Origin of the sequence: Streptomyces sp. NPDC102278, from assembly GCF_044766345.1 — a bacterium.
GTDB lineage: Bacteria > Actinomycetota > Actinomycetes > Streptomycetales > Streptomycetaceae > Streptomyces.
The window spans coordinates 89,913-106,883 of sequence record NZ_JBIWLV010000011.1 but is presented as its reverse complement, the minus strand read 5'-3'; the positions used below and the strand labels follow the sequence as shown (position 1 = coordinate 106,883).

The 16,971-nt window shown below is 71.5% G+C and carries 15 protein-coding genes and 1 pseudogene; 8 read left to right on the top strand and 8 right to left on the bottom strand.

Going from position 1 to position 16,971, the window contains the following annotated elements; all coding sequences use genetic code 11:
• Positions 1-77: 77 nt before the first annotated feature.
• A complete protein-coding gene (locus tag ACIRO3_RS25155; RefSeq protein ID WP_404140515.1) occupies positions 78-800 on the top strand; it encodes an NADPH-dependent FMN reductase in 723 nt (240 codons plus the stop codon).
• A gap of 22 nt (positions 801-822) precedes the next feature.
• Here ACIRO3_RS25155 and ACIRO3_RS25150 read toward each other — a convergent pair whose 3' ends face one another.
• Complete coding sequence (locus tag ACIRO3_RS25150; RefSeq protein WP_404140513.1) at positions 823-1,932, bottom strand: mechanosensitive ion channel family protein; 1,110 nt, start codon at positions 1,930-1,932, stop codon at positions 823-825.
• A gap of 235 nt (positions 1,933-2,167) precedes the next feature.
• Positions 2,168-2,563, bottom strand: a complete 396-nt coding sequence (locus tag ACIRO3_RS25145; protein WP_404140510.1) for a hypothetical protein — start codon at positions 2,561-2,563, stop codon at positions 2,168-2,170.
• 454 nt (positions 2,564-3,017) lie between these two features.
• Here ACIRO3_RS25145 and ACIRO3_RS25140 point away from each other — a divergent pair, with 454 nt between their 5' ends.
• The 3 genes and pseudogenes from ACIRO3_RS25140 to ACIRO3_RS25130 all read left to right on the top strand — a co-directional run.
• Positions 3,018-4,055 (top strand): terpene synthase family protein, encoded by a 1,038-nt coding sequence (locus ACIRO3_RS25140; RefSeq protein WP_404140508.1) that lies wholly within the window; start codon positions 3,018-3,020, stop codon positions 4,053-4,055.
• A gap of 14 nt (positions 4,056-4,069) precedes the next feature.
• Positions 4,070-5,428 (top strand): cytochrome P450, encoded by a 1,359-nt coding sequence (locus tag ACIRO3_RS25135; RefSeq protein ID WP_365998754.1) that lies wholly within the window; start codon positions 4,070-4,072, stop codon positions 5,426-5,428.
• 120 nt (positions 5,429-5,548) lie between these two features.
• A pseudogene (locus ACIRO3_RS25130) lies at positions 5,549-6,121 on the top strand (AAA family ATPase); the annotation flags it as partial.
• 111 nt (positions 6,122-6,232) lie between these two features.
• On the opposite strand, the gene ACIRO3_RS25125 reads toward ACIRO3_RS25130, so the two are convergent.
• Positions 6,233-6,844: a hypothetical protein gene (locus ACIRO3_RS25125; protein ID WP_404140812.1), complete on the bottom strand. Its 612-nt coding sequence runs from the start codon at positions 6,842-6,844 to the stop codon at positions 6,233-6,235.
• Between the two features lie 574 nt (positions 6,845-7,418).
• On the opposite strand from ACIRO3_RS25125, the gene ACIRO3_RS25120 reads away from it, so the two are divergent.
• Together ACIRO3_RS25120 and ACIRO3_RS25115 are read left to right on the top strand one after the other, a co-directional pair.
• The gene (locus ACIRO3_RS25120; protein ID WP_404140810.1) at positions 7,419-8,519 is read left to right on the top strand and encodes a tetratricopeptide repeat protein; all 1,101 of its coding nucleotides are present in this window, start codon (positions 7,419-7,421) and stop codon (positions 8,517-8,519) included.
• Positions 8,520-9,011: 492 nt separating this feature from the next.
• Positions 9,012-10,655, top strand: coding sequence for an alpha/beta hydrolase (locus ACIRO3_RS25115; RefSeq protein ID WP_404140505.1), 1,644 nt, complete (start codon positions 9,012-9,014; stop codon positions 10,653-10,655).
• Between the two features lie 77 nt (positions 10,656-10,732).
• Here ACIRO3_RS25115 and ACIRO3_RS25110 read toward each other — a convergent pair whose 3' ends face one another.
• Positions 10,733-11,257 carry a DUF5709 domain-containing protein gene (locus ACIRO3_RS25110; protein WP_404140502.1) on the bottom strand — a complete coding sequence of 175 codons (525 nt, stop codon included), beginning with the start codon at positions 11,255-11,257 and terminating at the stop codon, positions 10,733-10,735.
• Between the two features lie 843 nt (positions 11,258-12,100).
• Here ACIRO3_RS25110 and ACIRO3_RS25105 point away from each other — a divergent pair.
• Positions 12,101-13,006: a methyltransferase domain-containing protein gene (locus ACIRO3_RS25105; protein WP_361771899.1), complete on the top strand. Its 906-nt coding sequence runs from the start codon at positions 12,101-12,103 to the stop codon at positions 13,004-13,006.
• A gap of 3 nt (positions 13,007-13,009) precedes the next feature.
• Positions 13,010-14,107, top strand: coding sequence for a hypothetical protein (locus tag ACIRO3_RS25100; protein ID WP_404140498.1), 1,098 nt, complete (start codon positions 13,010-13,012; stop codon positions 14,105-14,107).
• Between the two features lie 67 nt (positions 14,108-14,174).
• On the opposite strand, the gene ACIRO3_RS25095 is transcribed toward ACIRO3_RS25100, so the two are convergent.
• The 4 genes from ACIRO3_RS25095 to ACIRO3_RS25080 are packed head-to-tail and all read right to left on the bottom strand — an operon-like array spanning position 14,175 to position 16,969.
• The gene (locus ACIRO3_RS25095; protein WP_404140496.1) at positions 14,175-15,602 is read right to left on the bottom strand and encodes a cytochrome P450; all 1,428 of its coding nucleotides are present in this window, start codon (positions 15,600-15,602) and stop codon (positions 14,175-14,177) included.
• A complete protein-coding gene (locus tag ACIRO3_RS25090; protein WP_361771902.1) occupies positions 15,599-16,225 on the bottom strand; it encodes an ATP/GTP-binding protein in 627 nt (208 codons plus the stop codon). Before ACIRO3_RS25090 ends, ACIRO3_RS25095 begins: the two co-directional genes overlap by 4 nt.
• Positions 16,206-16,565, bottom strand: coding sequence for a DUF742 domain-containing protein (locus ACIRO3_RS25085; protein WP_361771903.1), 360 nt, complete (start codon positions 16,563-16,565; stop codon positions 16,206-16,208). The genes ACIRO3_RS25090 and ACIRO3_RS25085 overlap by 20 nt, the downstream gene beginning before the upstream one ends.
• A complete protein-coding gene (locus ACIRO3_RS25080) occupies positions 16,562-16,969 on the bottom strand; it encodes a roadblock/LC7 domain-containing protein (RefSeq protein ID WP_361771904.1) in 408 nt (135 codons plus the stop codon). Before ACIRO3_RS25080 ends, ACIRO3_RS25085 begins: the two co-directional genes overlap by 4 nt.
• Positions 16,970-16,971 lie beyond the last annotated feature (2 nt).

Here is a 16,971-nt window from a genome sequence, read left to right as displayed (position 1 = left end):
CGCCACCCGGGTGACGGCGCGTGTCCCGACCGGCCGGGACGGCCCGCGCGCGGCGGTGGTGCCGTACGGTCCCGCACGTGACGGATGCGAGCGACGTGAACGGCGCGGGTGGCGCGAGTGGTGGGAACGGCGTGAACGGCGCCGACGGTGCGACGGGATCCGGCGCCCTGCGGGTCCTCGTCCTGGCGGGGTCGTCCCGCAGGGGTTCCGTGAACGCCCGGCTGGCGGCCCTGGTCGCCGGTGAGGTCGAACGGTCCGGCGCCACCGCGGACCTCGTCGGCATCGGGGAGTTCGAGATGCCCACGTTCGACGGGGACACCGAGGCCGCCGAGGGCCCGCCGCCCGGGGCGGCCGCGCTGCGGGAGCGGCTGCTCGCGGCGCAGGCCCTCGTCATCGCCTCACCGGAGTACAACGCCTCGATGCCCGGAGTGCTGAAGAACGCCGTCGACTGGGTCTCCCGCTTCCGCCCCCAGCCCTTCAAGGACAAGCAGACCCTCCTCGTGTCCGCCTCGCCCTCGCTGGTCGGGGGCAACAGGGGCCTCTGGGCGCTGCGGGTCCCGCTGGAGCACCTCGGGGCCCGGGTGTACCCCGACATGTTCAGCCTCGCCGCGGCGCACTCGGCCTTCGGCGAGAACGGCGAGCTGACCGACCCGGGCCTGCGCCAACGGCTGGCCGACACGGTCGATTCGTTCCTCGCGCTCGCCGAGGCCGACACCCGGTACCTGTGCCTCCAGCGCCGCTGGTACGAGTTCCTGGGCGACGAAAGCAGCGCCCCGGTCACCCAGCGCGCGGAGGACTGAGCACGACCTGGCCGGCGTCCGCCTACCGCGCGCTGTCCATGGGCACCGACGGCGGGACCTCCCGCTGGTGCGGGATCGTCGCGGTGGGTGACGGCCGGAAGTCGTCGTCGGAGCGGAGCGCGACCGTGCGGGTGGGCGCGGGGATCGAGATGCCCTCCGTCCGGAACCGCCGGTGGAGCCGCTTGATGAACTCGTGCTTGATCCGGTACTGGTCGCTGAACTCGCCGACGCCCAGGATCACCGTGAAGTTGATCCTGGAGTCGGCGAACGTGTGGAAGCGAACGGCCCCTTCGTGGTCGGGGACCGCGCCGTTGATGTCCACCATCACGCTGTCGATCACCTCCAGCGTCACCCGCTCCACGTGCTCCAGGTCGCTTTCGTAGCCCACTCCGACCTGCACCAGGATCGACAACTGCTGCTCGGGCTGCGTGAAGTTGGTCATGTTCGTGCGGGCCAGCCGGCCGTTCGGGATGATCACCAGGTTGTTCGACAGGTTGCGCACCACGGTGTTGCGCCAGTTGATGTCGACGACGTAGCCCTCCTCCCCGCTGGTGAGACGGATGTAGTCACCGGGCTGCACCGTCTTCGAGGCGAGGATGTGCACGCCCGCGAAAAGGTTGGCGAGGGTGTCCTGGAGGGCCAGGGCGACCGCGAGTCCGCCCACGCCCAGCGCGGTGAGCAGGGGCGCGATGGAGACGCCCACCGTTTCGAGGGCGACGAGGAACCCCATCGCGAGAACGACGACCCGCGTGATGTTCACGAAGATGGTCGCCGACCCGGCCACTCCGGTGCGCGACTGCGCCAGGGACTGGACGAGACCCGCGACGACGCGGGCGGCGGCCAGGGTGGCGATGAGGATGAGCAGGGCGGTCAACGTCTGGTTCACGAAGCTGGAGACCCGCGTGGTCAGGGGCAGGGTCGAGGCCGCCACCGCCGTGCCCGCGATGACCGCCGCACCGGGCGCGAGGGTGCGCAGGCCGTGGACGATGATGTCGTCGCCGCTCCACCGCGTCCTCAGCGCGTGCTTGCCGAGCCAGCGCAGCAGGGCGCGCAGGAGCAGGCCTCCCGCGCCGCCCGCCGCCAACGCGATGCCGGCCACCAGCCAGTCGTGCAACACGAGGGTCCGGTTCAACGGACGCCTCCCGTCGCGCGGCGGTCCGGGGAGGGGGCGACGGGCGCCGCCGGGCGTCGTATGGGGTGTGTCGTCACCTTGTCACCTGTCAGTTCGTCGTGCGAGCAAGCCCGTTCGGCCGTGTGTGCGATCCGGAACGGGCTGCCATCCTGCCGCATGGGGGCGGAAGGCGGCGCAGGTGGGGCGGGTCGGACCTGCTCGGCGGACGGGAGCGGAACCCGGCCGGGCGACGTGCTCAGGGGGTGGGGAACTCGGTGGCGCGGACGATCCCGTCGAGTTCGGCGTCGATCAGGGCCCGTCCGGTGTCGGGGTGGGTGTTGTCCACGACCGCCCAGCCCCTGGACCCGTCGGGAGCGGCGAACTCCACCAGGCGGTGGTCCAGATGGCCCGTGATCATCACGGCCATCAGGGACAGGTACTCGCGCTGGAGGTCCGCCGGGAGGTGCCGCTCCGCGGGTACGTCCCACGCGGTCCGGTGGTCGTCCTCCAGCAGGGCGCAGGTGGTTCGCACCGCCGTGATGAGCCTTTCGAACCGCTCTCCGTCCAGGCGGGCCCGCAGGACCTCCAGGTAGGAGCCCAGAACATCGGCCTCGTGGTCGTCACCCGTTTCCGTCGGATGATGCTCGATCATGCCCCCACCCCCGCCCGGACGACCGCGTCCTTTCGCAGTGTAGGGAGCGGCCGCCGGGTCGACGGCGGTCTTCGGCCACTCCGCGCCCTGCCGTGGCCCACGGGCCACGCCCGACCCGCGGTGGGAGCCCCGGTGGCACATCGGCGGGGAACATGCCATTCGCATATTCGTTTTGAATACGCGTTCGGCAACGCCTGGATTAATTCCACATCCCCCCTCGCCCTACATTGACAGTGCGCTGCGCCCTGCGGGTTAATTACTTCACGCGTGGCCTGATGTGGTCGCGCGTGGCGGGATCAGGTCAGTCCGCGACCGGTTCGTTCCGGCATCGCGGTGTGTCACCCGTGACGACGTCGCAGCAGAGGGGTGTTCCGATACTCGTGTGCACGCGAGCGCACTGACGATCGTACATTGAGCGGGTATTGGCGAATCCGACTCTTCCGTGGGGGGATCAATGGCCCAGCTCGACTTTTTCTCCGTTCCCGATTTTCACCTTCCGTTCGGGAACTCCAAGCATCCGCAGGCCGCTCGGGCCAACACCGAGGCCACCTCGTGGGCCCTGCGCCACGAGCTCGTCACCGATGCCTCGGAGCAGTTCGCGGGGATCGGCTTCGGCCATCTCGCCGGCCGGGTGAGCGGTGAGGTGCCCTACGAGCAGGTCGTTCTGCTCGCCGAGTGGATGGCCTGGTCCTTCGTCCTGGACGACCAACACGACCACCTCATCAGGACAGGTGAGTTGACGGCCTGGCGGCCCGTCACCGACACCATCACCACCTACCTGGCCACGGGCCGGACGGGCGCGGCGTCCGCGCGTCCGAATCCGCTCGTGACCGGGTTCATCGACCTGTGCGACCGGCTCCTTGCCGGCATGTCCGAGGTGACCGCCGCACGTTACCGGGCCCATGTCCCCCTGATGTTGGACTCCTTGGACCAGGAGGCGGGCAACCGCGGGGAGCAGGGGCACCCCTCCGTCGACGACTACATCCTGATGCGGCGTCACAGTTCGCAGATGCTGCCGATGATGGACGTGGTGGAGGCGGGCCTGGGCATCGACGTGCCGCGGCAGATCCACGAACTCCCGGAGTTCCAGGCCCTCATCGCGAGTTCGGTGGACATCATCTCGTGGGGCAACGACGTCTTCTCCCTGCCGAAGGAGTACTCCTGCGGGGACAACAACAACCTCGTCTCGCTCATCTCCGCGTGGGAGGGGCGCAGTCTCTCCGACGCGGTCCGGGCCGTCGAGGGGCGCATCCAGGCCCGCATCGAGGAGTACCTGTCCGGAAAGGACCGCCTGTTCCAGGTCATGGACGCCCGGGGCGACGTCGATCCCGCCGTGCGGGCCGTGGTCTCCCGCTGCGTGCGCAGTTATGAGGACTGGATGATCGGCGCGGATCTGTGGCAGCGTTACGAGTGCACCCGGTACCGCGACGAACGGTTCGCGGCCGGGCTGGAGTCTGCGTACATCCGCCCGGATCTCGTCTCCGTGGCATGACAGGGAGTCGACCCATGGCGACGCAAGTGGAACATTCCGGCCCCGCGGTCAACGCCCCCGTCGCACCGGGGCGGTTACCCCTCCTGGGCCACGCACTACAGCTGTGGCGACAACCGATCGCGTTCCTCGAGTCGTTGCGCGAACACGGCGACATCGTGCGTCTCGACATCGGCACGTGGCCGGTGCACGTCCTCACCAGTCCCGAGCACGTGCACGCCGTGCTCGTACAGCAGGCGCAGCGCTTCGGACGCGGGCGGATCTTCGACCGGCTCCGCCCGGTGTTCGGCAACGGCATCGTGACGACCGACGGCGAGTTCCACCGCAAGCAACGCCGGATGATGCAACCGGCCTTCCACCGCAACCACATCACCGACTACGCCGAGGTGATGAGCAGGCAGGCGGAGGCCATGTCCGCGTCGTGGACGGCGGGCCGCGAGATCTCGATGGTCACCGAGGCGCGCGGGTACGCGATGTCCTCGGTGGCCGAGATGATCTTCTCCGGGGAGCTGAGCCGGCCGGCGGTCACGGAGGTGCACCGTTCGTTGCCCATCGTCCTGGAGGGCATGCTGGTCCGCGCGGTCATGCCCAAGGCGCTGGACCGGCTTCCGATCCCGTACAACCAGCGGTTCGACGCCGCCGCCACACGTCTGCGGCGGACCATCGACGAGGTGATCGCCCAGTACAGCGCCGAGAAGGGCGCCGAGGGTCACGACCTCCTCTCTCTGTTGCTGTCCAGCGTGGACGCCGAATCGGGCGCGACGATGGCGGCCGAGCAGGTGCGCGACGAGGTGATCGCCATCATGCTGGCCGGAACGGAGACCTCGGCGACCACCCTGGCCTGGGTCTTCCACGAACTCGGCCGCCACCCCGAGGTGGAGGATCGTCTCCACGCGGAGGTCGACGCGGTGGTGGGAACGCGCCCCGTCCGGGCCGACGACATACCCCGACTCACCTACACGAACAGCGTGTTCCAGGAGGCGCTGCGTCTGCACTCACCGCTCCTGTTCACCCGGCGGGCCCTGGCCCCCCTCACCCTCGGGGGCGTCTCGATCCCCGAGGGGGCCGAACTGGCCTACAGCCCCTACGCCTTGCATCGGGATCCGGCACTGTTCCCCGACCCCACGGTCTTCGACCCGGACCGTTGGCAGCAGGAGGGCAACGAGCGGGGGCGGGCCCAGAAGTACATCCCGTTCGGGGCGGGACAGCACAAGTGCATCGGCGACTCGTTCGCGGTGACGGAGATACTCACCGCGGTGGCGAGCGTGGCGTCCCGCTGGCGCCTGGTGCCCGCGCCGGGCGTCACGGTCCGTGAGGTGCCCGCCGGAATACCCCAACCCAGCGAGCTGCCCATGATTCCCGTCCCGCGGCATTAGCGAAATCTGATCGATCTCGTCCCTTCAAGGCGGCTTCTCGCCAGTCTCTTGACGCGGCCCCGGCAAACGTCAGCCGAGGGTACAGCGTTGTCCTCGTACGAGTGGCGAGATGCCGCAATAATGTGCTTAAGCAGCAACAACCCGCTCACCGGCCCGTACACTCGGCCGCACGCGCCGGAGGGGGCAAGAATGTCAGACGTCACGGAACCGCAGGGGTGGGCTTCCCACCCCTTACTCGAGCGGGAATCCGAAGTTCTCGCGATCCACCGCGCCGTGGACGAACTGTGCGGCACCTCGCGCACCGGCCCCACCACTCGTCGCGGTGGCGTGCTGACGTTCGCCGGGGCGGGCGGCATCGGCAAGACGACCCTGCTCACCGAGGCCCGCCGGCACGCCGCCGAGCGGTCCTGCACCGTGCTGTTCGCACGGGGCGGCGAGCAGGAGAAGCAGGTGCCGTTCCACGTGATGCGGCAACTCATACAACCCACGTTCGCCGCCATGTCCGAGGACGAACGGCGCGACGTCCTCGGCAACTGGTACAGCATCGTCGCGCCGGCGCTCGGACTGACCGCCGCCCCGAAGGGCCCGACGGCGCCCGACCCGCAGGGCGTGCGCGACGGCCTGGACTGGGTGGTCACGCATCTGACCGTGCGCAGCGCGCCCGTGGTCCTCGTCGTCGACGACGCGCACTGGGCGGACGCGGAGTCCCTCGCCTGGCTGACCGCCTTCGCGGCGCGGGCCGAGGAACTGGCCATGTTGATCCTCGTGGCCTGTCGACCGAACGAGATCCCGGCCGAGGCCGCCTCACTGCGCGCCCTGATGAGTCGTCAGGGGACCCGTCCGCACGAGCTGGCCTCGCTCACCACGAGCGCGGTGGCCCGCATCGTCCGCGACGCCCTCGGCGAGAGCGCCGACGACGTGTTCTGCCGCGAGTGTTGGGCGATCACGGGCGGAAACCCCTTCGAGGTCGTCGAGTTGGCGATGAAGGGTCGCGATCGCGGGCTGAAACCGCACCAGGACAACATCCCCCAACTGCGGGACCTGGCCTCGGCCGTCAAGGGCAGCGGACTCATCGACCGCCTCGAACAGCTCGGACCGTCCACGGTCCGCCTCGCCTGGGCCGCCGCCGTCCTGGGTACCGCCGTCCCGATGAGCATCGTGGGAAGCGTGGCGGCGCTCGGTGAGGCGCAGGCCGCGGAGTCCATCGACCAACTGCGCAACGCCCGCATCCTGACCGTGCTCACCAGCCTGCGCCGCAAGGAGGTCGTGGAGTTCTTCCACCCGCTCATCGCGACGGCCGTGTACCGGTCGATTCCGCCGGGCGTGCGCGTCGGCATGCACGGGATGGCCGCGCAGGCCATGGTCGACGACGGGTTCGGCGCCGCGGCCGCCGCCCGTCACCTCCTGGAGATGCATCCCGAGGGCGACCCCTGGGTGGTGCAGCAGCTGCGCCAGGCCGCGCGAGAGAGCTTCTCGGCGGGCGCCCCCGATGCCGCGCGCCGCTACCTGGCCCGGGCGCTGCGCGAGCCTCCGGACATGGAGGACCGGGCGGAGGTGTTGTTCGAGCTCGGCTCGGCCAACCTGCTGCACGAACCCGCGACGACCATCAACCAACTCCGGGCCGCCCTGGAGGAACCCAAGACCGAACAGGCACTGCGGGAGGCGATCACCTACCGGCTCGCCCAGGCCCTCGCCCACACCGGCCAGATGGCGGAGGCGGCCGGACTCCTCGCGGACGAGGCACGGGTGTCCACGAGTTCCCGCACCCGGCTGCGCATGCAGGCCGAACAGTTCAAGTGGAACTCGGTCCGGGTGGACGAGGAGAACTCACCGGCCCGGTCCCGGCTCCTGGCCCAGTTCGCCAAGCGGCTGAGCGGCCGCGGACTGCCCGAGCGGCACATCCTGGGGCTGCGCGCCTGGGACGCGGCGATGCGCGGCGAGCCCGTCGGCACGGCTCTGGAACTACGCGGAGCAGGCGCTGACCGGCGGCATGAGCTGGACCGACCAGGACTTCGGTTTCGAGGTGCCGGCGGTCGTGGCCGTCACCCTCATGTACTGCGACCAACCGGGCCGCGCGGAGGAACTGTTCAACACCGGCATCGTGGAGTTCGAGGCGAAGGGCTGGCGCGGAGCGCACCTGTCGTTCGTCTACACCCTGCTGGGATACGTGCGCTACCGGCGCGGACGGCTCGCCGAGGCCGAGGACTTCGTGCGCAACGGCCTGCAGATCGCCGACCGGGTCGGGCACGGCATCCCGGCGCAGTGGTACGCGATCGGCACGCTCATCGAAACGCTGCTCGCCCGAGGGAACACGGCCGAGGCGGAGCGGGTCGCCAAGACCTACAAGTTGGCGGAGGGTCTGCCCAAGGCCGTCGTCTATCCCGACCCGCAGGCCGTCTGGGGCAAGCTCCTCCTGGCGCAGGGGCGGATCGACGAGGCGGAGCAGCAACTCGGCGCGGCGGGCAAGCGGCTCGACTTGCGCGGCACGCGCAATCCCTCGTGGAGTCCGTGGCAGTTGGACCTGGCCCTGGCACAGGTCACCCACGAGCCCGACCAGGCACGCGCCACGGCGACCGAGGCGTTGGCGCGGGCCCGCGCGTTCGGGGCGGCGAGCGTGATCGGGCAGTCCCTGCGGGTGTTGGCGACGACCGTGGACGCGTCCCGGGCGGCCGTCCTGTTGCAGGAGGCCGTGGGCCATCTCGAACAGTCGCCGGCCGCCGGTGAACTCGCGCACGCCCTCGTCGACCACGGTACGGCGCTGCACACCCTGGGCGATCCGCACCAGGCGGCCCAGCAGCTCTATCGGGGCATGGAGACCGCCGCGGCCTGCGGGGCCGACGCGCTCGCCGCCCGGGCGCGTTCCCAACTCGCGTCGGCGGGGCTGCGTCCACGCCGGCTGCACACCTTCGAGCAGGACACCTTGACGATCGCGGAGCACGCGGCGGCGCGGCACGCCGCACTCGGGCTCGACAACGCGGCGATCGCGAGGGAGTTGGGTACCGACCCGCGGACGGCCTCCGAGCTGCTGTCGGCCTCCTTCACCAAGCTGGGAACCGACCGCCTCGGCCTGCGGCGGGCCCTGGGGATCTGAGCGACGGTTCGGGCGGTACCGACGGGCGGCCATGACACGGCCGCCCGTCGGTGCGTGCGGGCGGGCGTGCATGCGTGGGCCGCGCCCCTGCCCGCCGGCCCCGCGCCTTCTCCCTCGTGTGGGATCCGGGGCGCCCGTGCACACCCGGCCCGCTTCCCGTCCGGCCGCACCCAGCGCGCGCCCACCCACCCGCGACGTGACGATCGGGGAGAGAACGCCGCGGCCGGAAAGGACTCGCGCAGTGAGCACTCGCACACCAGACGAACCCGCTCCCCTGAGCCGGGCTACCGCAGTCCACGACAGTGCCCGGCCGTGGTCCCGTCCCCGCCCGTCGTCCGGCGCCGCCGCGTCCGTCGCCGGCGGGGCGCACCCGGCCCGCGCGACGTCCCCACCCCCGCGGTGCCGGGCGTGATACCTCCCCACGTCCCGCTCCCCGGCAGTGGCGGGCTCCCCGGCGACGGGCGGTACGGAGAGAGCCCGCGGAGCGGACGGGTGGTGCGTCGGGGTCTCTCCCCGACCGGCGCCGTGTCGGCGGCGGTCTTCTACTGCCTGTCCCTGACACCGGCCCTCCTCCCCCGCCCGTGGTGGCTCCAGGGGCTGGAGGCGGGGGTGGCCGCCGCCTCGGGGTACGCGCTCGGCGCGGTCCTCGGCGCGGTGACGCGGGCGCTGGCCCGACGCAGGCTGATCCTGCCCGCCCGGTCCCCTCGGCGCGCCACGTGGTCCTTGGTGGCCGCGGTCTGCCTGGTCGCCGTCGTCGTGACGACGGCGTTCGGCGTGTCCTGGCAGGGCGACGTGCGTCGAGCGGTCGGCATGCGACCTCAGCTGGTGTGGTGGAAGTGGGCGCTGGTCCCGTTCCTCGCCTGCTTCGTCGCCGCGCTGCTGCTGTTCGCGGCGCGCGGTGTCCGGCTGGCCGCGCGCACGGTGGCACGGCCCCTCACCTGGCTGGTCCCGCGCCCGGTCGTCTACGGCACGGGGATCGCCCTGGTCGCCTTCCTCGCCGTCGGTTTCGTCCAGGGCTTCCTGCTCAAGGGTGTCCTGCACGTGGTGGCGAACGGCGCGTCCCTGACGGACCGGGGGACGAGCGAGGGCGTCGTGCGCCCCACGGCGGCGACCCTCTCGGGCGGCGACGGCTCGTACACGCCCTGGCACACCCTGGGGGTGAGGGGCCGCGACTTCGTCGGCGGGGTGAGCACCCGCGCGGACATCGCGCGCTTCACCGGGCGGGACGCCAAGGATCCGGTGCGGGTGTACGTGGGACTGCGTTCCGCGCACTCGCTCGACGAACGGGCCCGGCTGGCCGTCAGCGAGCTGGAACGCGCCGGGGGCTTCGAGCGGGACGTGCTCGCCGTGATGGGCACGACGGGCACCGGCTGGGTCAGCGAGCAGGGCAGCCGGCCGCTGGAGTACCTCTGGTTCGGCGACAGCGCGCTGGTGGCCATGCAGTACTCGTACCTGCCCGGTTGGGTGTCGGTCCTCGCCGAGGACGAGGCGGCCGACGCGAGCAGGGCGCTGTTCACCGCGGTGTACGACAAGTGGCGGACGCTGCCCGCCGAGACCCGGCCGAAGCTGCTCGCGTACGGCGAGAGCCTGGGTTCGTACGCCATGGAGAACGCGCTCGGCGGCACGCTGAAGGGTCTGACGAGCCGCACCGACGGCGCGCTGTTCGTCGGTCCCACGTACGCCAACCCGCTCTGGAAGACGCTCACGGCCGGCCGCGCTCCCGACAGTCCGTCGTGGCGGCCGGTCGTCGGTGACGGCGCGCAGGTGCGGTTCGCGCAGGTCCCGTCGGACTACGCGATTCCGGCCGGTCCCGCACCGTGGACGGGCCCCCGGTCGGTGTACCTCCAGAACGGTTCGGACCCGGTGGTGTGGTGGTCGCCGGAGCTCGCCTACCGGCAGCCCGACTGGCTCGACGGCCCGCGGGCGCGGGGCGTGTCGCCCGCGATGCGCTGGTATCCGGTGCTGACGTTCTGGCAGGTGGCGTGCGACCTGGCCGGCGCGGACGGGGTGCCCGACGGTCACGGCCACCGTTACGCCGCGATGCCCACGACCGCCTGGGCCGAGATCACCCGGCCGCCGGGGTGGACCCCCGAGCGGACCGCCGCCCTCGCCGCGCACCTGGGCGCCCGGTCCTGAGAACGCGCGCGGGGTGCCGCCGGTGGCGGCAGGTCGGTGCCTCGCGCGTCGGTGTCCTCGGGGGGCCGGGGTGCTGGTCAGGCCGTGGGCTCGGATTCCGGTTCCGAGTCCGACTCCGACTCCGACTCCGGCGGCTCCTCCCCGGACAGGACGTGGTGCCGGCTCTCCGAGGTCCCGCCGGCCGTGTTGCGTCCGACCACGTGCATGGCCGCCTCCTCGGCGGACTCCTCCCCCGCGTCGTCGCCCGCGTCGAACCCCAGCACGTCGGTGTTGCGCCGCGAGCCCGCCTCCTTCACCGAGACCAGCCGTCCGACGCCGTCCTCGTCGAGGAGGAACGGGGCGCGGGGCCCCTCGCCGATCTCGGGCACCTCCTGGGCCAGCCGTTCGTCGAGCGACTGTCCCTCGCTCTGTTCGCGCCCCGTGGTCCCGTGGCGCGTCACCACGCTGGGGCGGTCCGCCGCACTCTGGTAGCCCTCGTCGACCCCCAGGTCGCCATTGGGCTCGTCGAGCGCGTTCTCCATGTCCGGCTGTCCCTCGGACGTCTGGTCGGTGTCCTGGGGCTGGTACACGTCGTCGCCCTGGCCATTCGTTTCATCGACCATGGTTCTTTCCCGTCTGGGTTGACGAGCCTCGACCAGGACCGGAGTGGCGTACTCGCCGGTACGGCTGCTCTCCGCCCCCCGGCGTGCGACCGCCCGCACCGTCCATGCGCCGCATCTCCCTCTCGCGTACCGACCGCCATGGTCAGAGCGCTCAGGCTCTCCTCCCATCATGGCCGCACTCCCGCCGGCTGACGAACGCTGCACCGGTGGCGCCCGGCCCCCCGGCCCGGTACGTACGGGGCCGGACGGGGGTCCCGGCCGCGCCAAGGCGCTCGTGAGGTCCACCGAGATCTCCCGCGCCACCGCCTGATCACCCCCGGAACACACGTCCCGCGGCGCGCTGTGACGCGCAGGGCGACGGGACCGTCCCTTTCGGATCCCGGCGGGCCGTGGTCATGGACGGCCCGACTGTCCACCGGTTCCCGGCCACGGCCGCGCCGTTCGGCGCTCCGCGCCGGGCTCCCCCGGCCCGGCGCCCGAGGCGGATCCGTCCACCGCCTCATCCCCCTCAGTCACCTCACCGGCAAGCGACAGCCCCACGAGGCACGGCTCGGAGTCCGCGCCGTCCGTCAGGATCCGGCCCCTCGTGTTCACGTTCGGGCAGACACGCGTCACACCACGACGTGTCCGCCCCCGCGCCCCGTGCCGTCACGTACGAGGTCGGGGCGGTTCCAGTGCCTGCAGAATCATTCCTTCACCAACTCCCGTGATTCAAAGCGCTCTTGTGTGCAGACGGGACGGCCGGTAAGTGCCACGATGATCCATGCTTCAACCGTGAGTCGGGGTGACCGAAAGCAGTTGTCGGCCCCTCGGCAGCCCTACGCCACGAAGGGGCGGGCAGACATGAGCACCACACCATTCACATCTCCCTTAGGCAGCGGGCAAGGCCTGGACGACGAACAGGTGCGGCTCTACTACGGCCGCAAGACCGCGGACATCATCCACAAGTACGGCCCGGGCCCGCGCGTCCACTTCCACGTCGGGATGTTCGGACACGACACGCATCCGCACACCACCGTCCCCCAGGACCTGATCAAGCAGCGCATCGTGGGCGCGCAGGAGGAGATAGTCGAGCACGCCGCCCGCTCCTGGGGCGCGTACGAGCGGCCGCCCCGCACCCTCCTCGACATCGGCTGCGGTCTCGGAGGCGGCTCGCTGTACTGGGCGCAACGCCACCACGCGAACGTCACCGGTCTCACCATCGCGCCGCAACACGTGCCGCTGATCGAGCACTTCGCGCGGCAGGCCGGAGTCGGCGACCGGGTCCGCGCCCAGGTGGCCGACATACATTCCCATGACGCCGTGCGGGCCTACGACGCGGCCTACGCCAACGAGAGCAGCGGCTACATGGACCGCTCCCGGCTCTTCGAGGTCGTGGCGAGAGCCCTGCGGCCGGGCGGCTGGTTCGGCATCCAGGAGCACTTCGTGTGCCGGCCCGAGTGGCGCGGGTTCCTCGACGACTACTACAAGACACGGCTCGGAACGCGCGAGGAGTACGTGGCCGCCGGGTCGGCGGCCGGGTTCACACTCGAACGGGACGAGGACGTCACCGACCGGGTGGCGGAGTTCTGGGTGCAGTCGATGGCCTGGAACACCTGCGAGCTGGACCGGGTCCGGGCCGGCGGCGCCCCCGCGGCATGGACCCTGCGGCGGCTGGAGGAGTCGACCGTGGTGCACAGCAGACTCTTCCGGCTCTGGCGCGACCACGCGGTCGAGACCCGACTGCTGATGTTCCGGAACGGGGGCTGAGCCGTGGTGTCCATCGAGCGCCCCTCCCGGATCGGCAGGCCGCTGCCGGCGTTCTACTGCCCCCTCGACACCGGGCTCGTCCACCCCCGGGCGAAGGAACTGGAGGCCCTGGCCGTCGACTGGCTCGACTCGTACGGGATCCACGCCGATCCCGTCGAACGGGCCTGGAGCCTGGCCACCCACAGCGCCGACTTCTCGTGCCGCATCGTGCCTCGCGGGGACGACACGGCGCTGTTGCTGTTCATCGAGTGGAACTACTGGGCCAACGCCGTCGACGACTGGCAGGACTCGGGGGCGGAGGAGGTCCGTACGGCGGCCGTCGCCGACCACGGGGTGCGGCTGCTGCGGGCCATCGAGACACCGGGGGCCGGCGTACTGCCCGACGGGCCGATGACCCGCGCCCTCGAAGACCTCGTGACGCGCACGCACGCACTCCTCACCCCCTTCGAACTCCGCCGGTTCACCGAGGGGACGCGTGACTGGCTGCTCGGGGCCGCCTGGGAGGCGGCGAACGCCGAGCGGGGCCTGATGCCCGGCCTGGCGGACTTCGCGGCCATGGGCACCCTGGCGAACGGCACCCGCTTCTCGCTCACCTGGTCCGACGTGGCGAACCGGGTCCGGTTGGCGCCCGACGTGTTGTACGCGCCGGCCGTGCGGGCGTTGACCGACGCCGCGGGGTTCGTGGTCAGCGCCGACAACGACCTGTTCTCGTACGACAAGGACGACCACGTGGATCCGCGGGAGGTGAACCTGGTCAACGTGCTCGCCCACCAGGAGGGCCTCACGCCGGCGCAGGCGCTGCCGTCGGCGGTGGCGCTCCGGGACCGGGTGATGGGCCTGTTCCTGCGGTTGCGGGAGCAGTTGGCCCGCGGCGCGGACCAGTCGCTCGCCCGCCATCTGGAGGCGATGGGCCACTACGTCGCGGGCTGCCTGGCGTGGCAGGACCGGGCACCGCGCTACGCGAGTCCGCGCAACCGCAACGAACTGCCCGTCGAGGGGGCCCGGTTCGACATCAGGTACACCGACGTGCCGAGCGACGATCGGACGCGGGCACCGGCGTTGCCGGCGCTCGCCTGGTGGTGGGACCAACTGGACGCTTGAGGAGACCGGCCGCTCCGGGGCCCGCGCCGCGACGGCGCGGGCCCCGGGCGGACGGGCCGCGAGGTGCTCAGCCGAGTCCGAGCAGCCGTCGCCACCAGCTCGGCCTGCGGTGGGTGGGGGTTGCGGTGGTTGCGGTGGGCATCACCGCCGGCCTCGGCGGGACGGGCCCGGCCGGGGCGTGCGGGGGGTGCCCGACGGCCTGTTCCGGGAAGGGGTGTTGACCGCTCTCGGGTGCGCCGTCGTCCAGGGGGCGCGGGGTGAACCGCACCGGCAGGGCCAGCAGGTGCCGGGACATGAGTGTGCCGCGCCAGCGCAACTCACTTTCCGGCACGCCCAGTTGCAGGTCGGGCAGTCGACTGAGCAGCACTTCGATGCCGGTGTCCGCGATGGCTCGGCCGATGTCCTGGCCGGGACATTCGTGGGGGCCGCTGCTGAAGGCGAGGTGCGAACGGTTGCCGTGCACGGACGCGTCGGGATCCGGCCGGATCTGCGGGTCGGCGTTGCCCGCCGACAGGCCGAGCAGCAGCATGTCGCCGGCCTTGATGTCACGGCCTCCGAGTCGGGTGTCCCCGGTGGCCCACCGCCCGATGATGGTGTTGATCGGCGGGTCGTCCCACAGGACCTGTTCGAGCGCGTCGGGCAGGGTCATGTGACCGCCGGAGAGGCTGGCACGGAAACGCCGGTCGGTCAGGACCGTCCGCAGGGTGTTCGCGATGAGGTTCGCGGTCGTCTCGTACGCCGCGATCAGCACGACGCGCAGGTGCATGAGCACCTCCGTGTCGGTGAGGTCCGCCGGATGCTCCAGCAGCCAGGAGGCCAGGTCGCGGGCGGGTACCGACTTTCGGGCGTGCAGCAGTTGTTCCAGGGTCGCGGTGACGTACCGGTCGCTCTCCAGGGCCGTCTCGGTCCCTTGGAGCATGTCACGGGCCGCCTTGACCAGCCGGGGGCCGTGCTCGTCGGGTGCGCCGATCAGCTGGGTCATGACGAGCATGGGGAGTTGGTCCGAGAAGGCGGCGACCAGGTCGGCGCGCCCGTCGGCCGCGATCCGGTCGATCAGTTGGTTGGCGAAGCGGGTGACGTGGCGCCGGATGCCGCGTCTGTCGAAGCGCAGCAGGGACTCCACGACGGCGCCGCGCAGACGCTCGTGGACGGGGCCGTCCGTGAAGTTGCACACCGGTACCCACGCGACCATGGGGCCCAGCGGGGTGTCGGCCGGCACCCTGCCCTCCCGCATGTCGCGCCAGCCCCGCGGGTCGCGGGCGAACCGCGAGGGGGTGCGGGCCACGTCCAGGTTCTCGCGGTGGCCGAGGACGAGCCAGGCCCGCAGTTCGCCCTGGACGAGGACCGGGGCGACCGGGCCGTGTTCCGCGCGGAGCTTCTCGTACAGACCCGCCGGGTCCGACGCCGCCTCCGGTCCGTCGAGCCGGCGCAGTCCGCCGGGGGCCGCCGCGGCGTGCGCGGGGCACCCGGGCGGCGGGATGGGGTTGGTACTCACAGTGCCTCCGTGGTTGCTGCCTGGGAGTGCAGGTAGCGCATGAGGGTCAGCAGGACGTCGCGGGCCGAGCCCCGGCGCCTGGCGTCACAGACGAGGATGGGGACCGCCGGGGGCAGGTCCAGGGCCTGGCGGAGTTCTTCGAGCGGGTGCTCGGGCGCGTCCGGGAAGGAGTTCACGGCGACGACGAAGGGCACCCCGCGCTCCTCCAGCCGGCCGATCACGTCGAAGCTGATCTCCAGCCTGCGGGTGTCGAGGAGGACGACGGCGCCGAGGGCGCCCTCGAACAGCCCCCGCCACAGGAACCAGAAGCGCTCCTGTCCGGGGGTGCCGAACAGGTACAGCACGAGTTCGTCGTTGATGCTGATCCGGCCGAAGTCCATGGCGACGGTCGTGGTGGTCTTGCGGCCCACCCCGCGCGTGTCGTCCACGCCGATGCCCGCCTTGGTCATCGTCTCCTCGGTGGTCAGCGGCCTGATCTCGCTGACCGCGCCGACCATGGTCGTCTTGCCCACGCCGAAGCCGCCGACGACGACGATCTTGACGGCGGTGGCCGTCGACTGCGGCAGTATGTCCTCGTGCCGGGGTCCGGCGGGTGCCGGCGGGTCAGAGCTTCTGTAGTCCATCGATCACGGCCTCGATCAGAGCGATGTCGGGAAGTTTGGCGACGGGCACGGGCGGGCGCACCAGGATCTGTTTGCCCGCCAGGAGATCGCCGATCAGGACGGTGACCACGCTCACGGGCAGGCCGACGTAGGCCGAGATCTCGGCCACCGACAGCGGTGCCTGGCACATCCGCAGGATCGACGCGTGCTCGGGCTGCATCTCCGGGCGCGCCCCCACCTTGGCGACCACGAGCGTGACGAGGTCGAGCCGGGTGGAGGTGGACGATCCGCTGCGGCCACCGGTGATGACGTAGAGCCGCTCGGGACTGTCCTCCTCCCAGCCCGCGGGGGGCTCGCTCACGCGGTGTGCCCGTCGTGTCGAGGCGGGGTGCTCAGGTGTTCTCCAATCCGGCTCACCAGGTCGCGCATCTGCGCGCCCATCAAGCCGGCGTCGACACCCTCGTCCGCCAGTACCGCCAGGTAGGAGCCGGAACCGGCGGCCATCAGGTAGAAGAAGCCGCCGTCCATCTCGATGACGACCAGCCTCATCCGGCCCTCGGAACGGGGCAGTTCCGAGGCGACGGCGCCGGCCAGGCTCTGCAGGCCCGCGCACGCGGCCGCCAGCCGGTCCGCCGTGTCGGTCTCGGCCCCGTACTGGGCCACGCACAGGCCGTCCGCCGACAGCACGATCACGTGGCGTGTCTGTGGGACTCCGGAGGCCAGGTCCTTGAGCATCCAGTCCAGGCTGCTGACTCGCTGTTGCATCA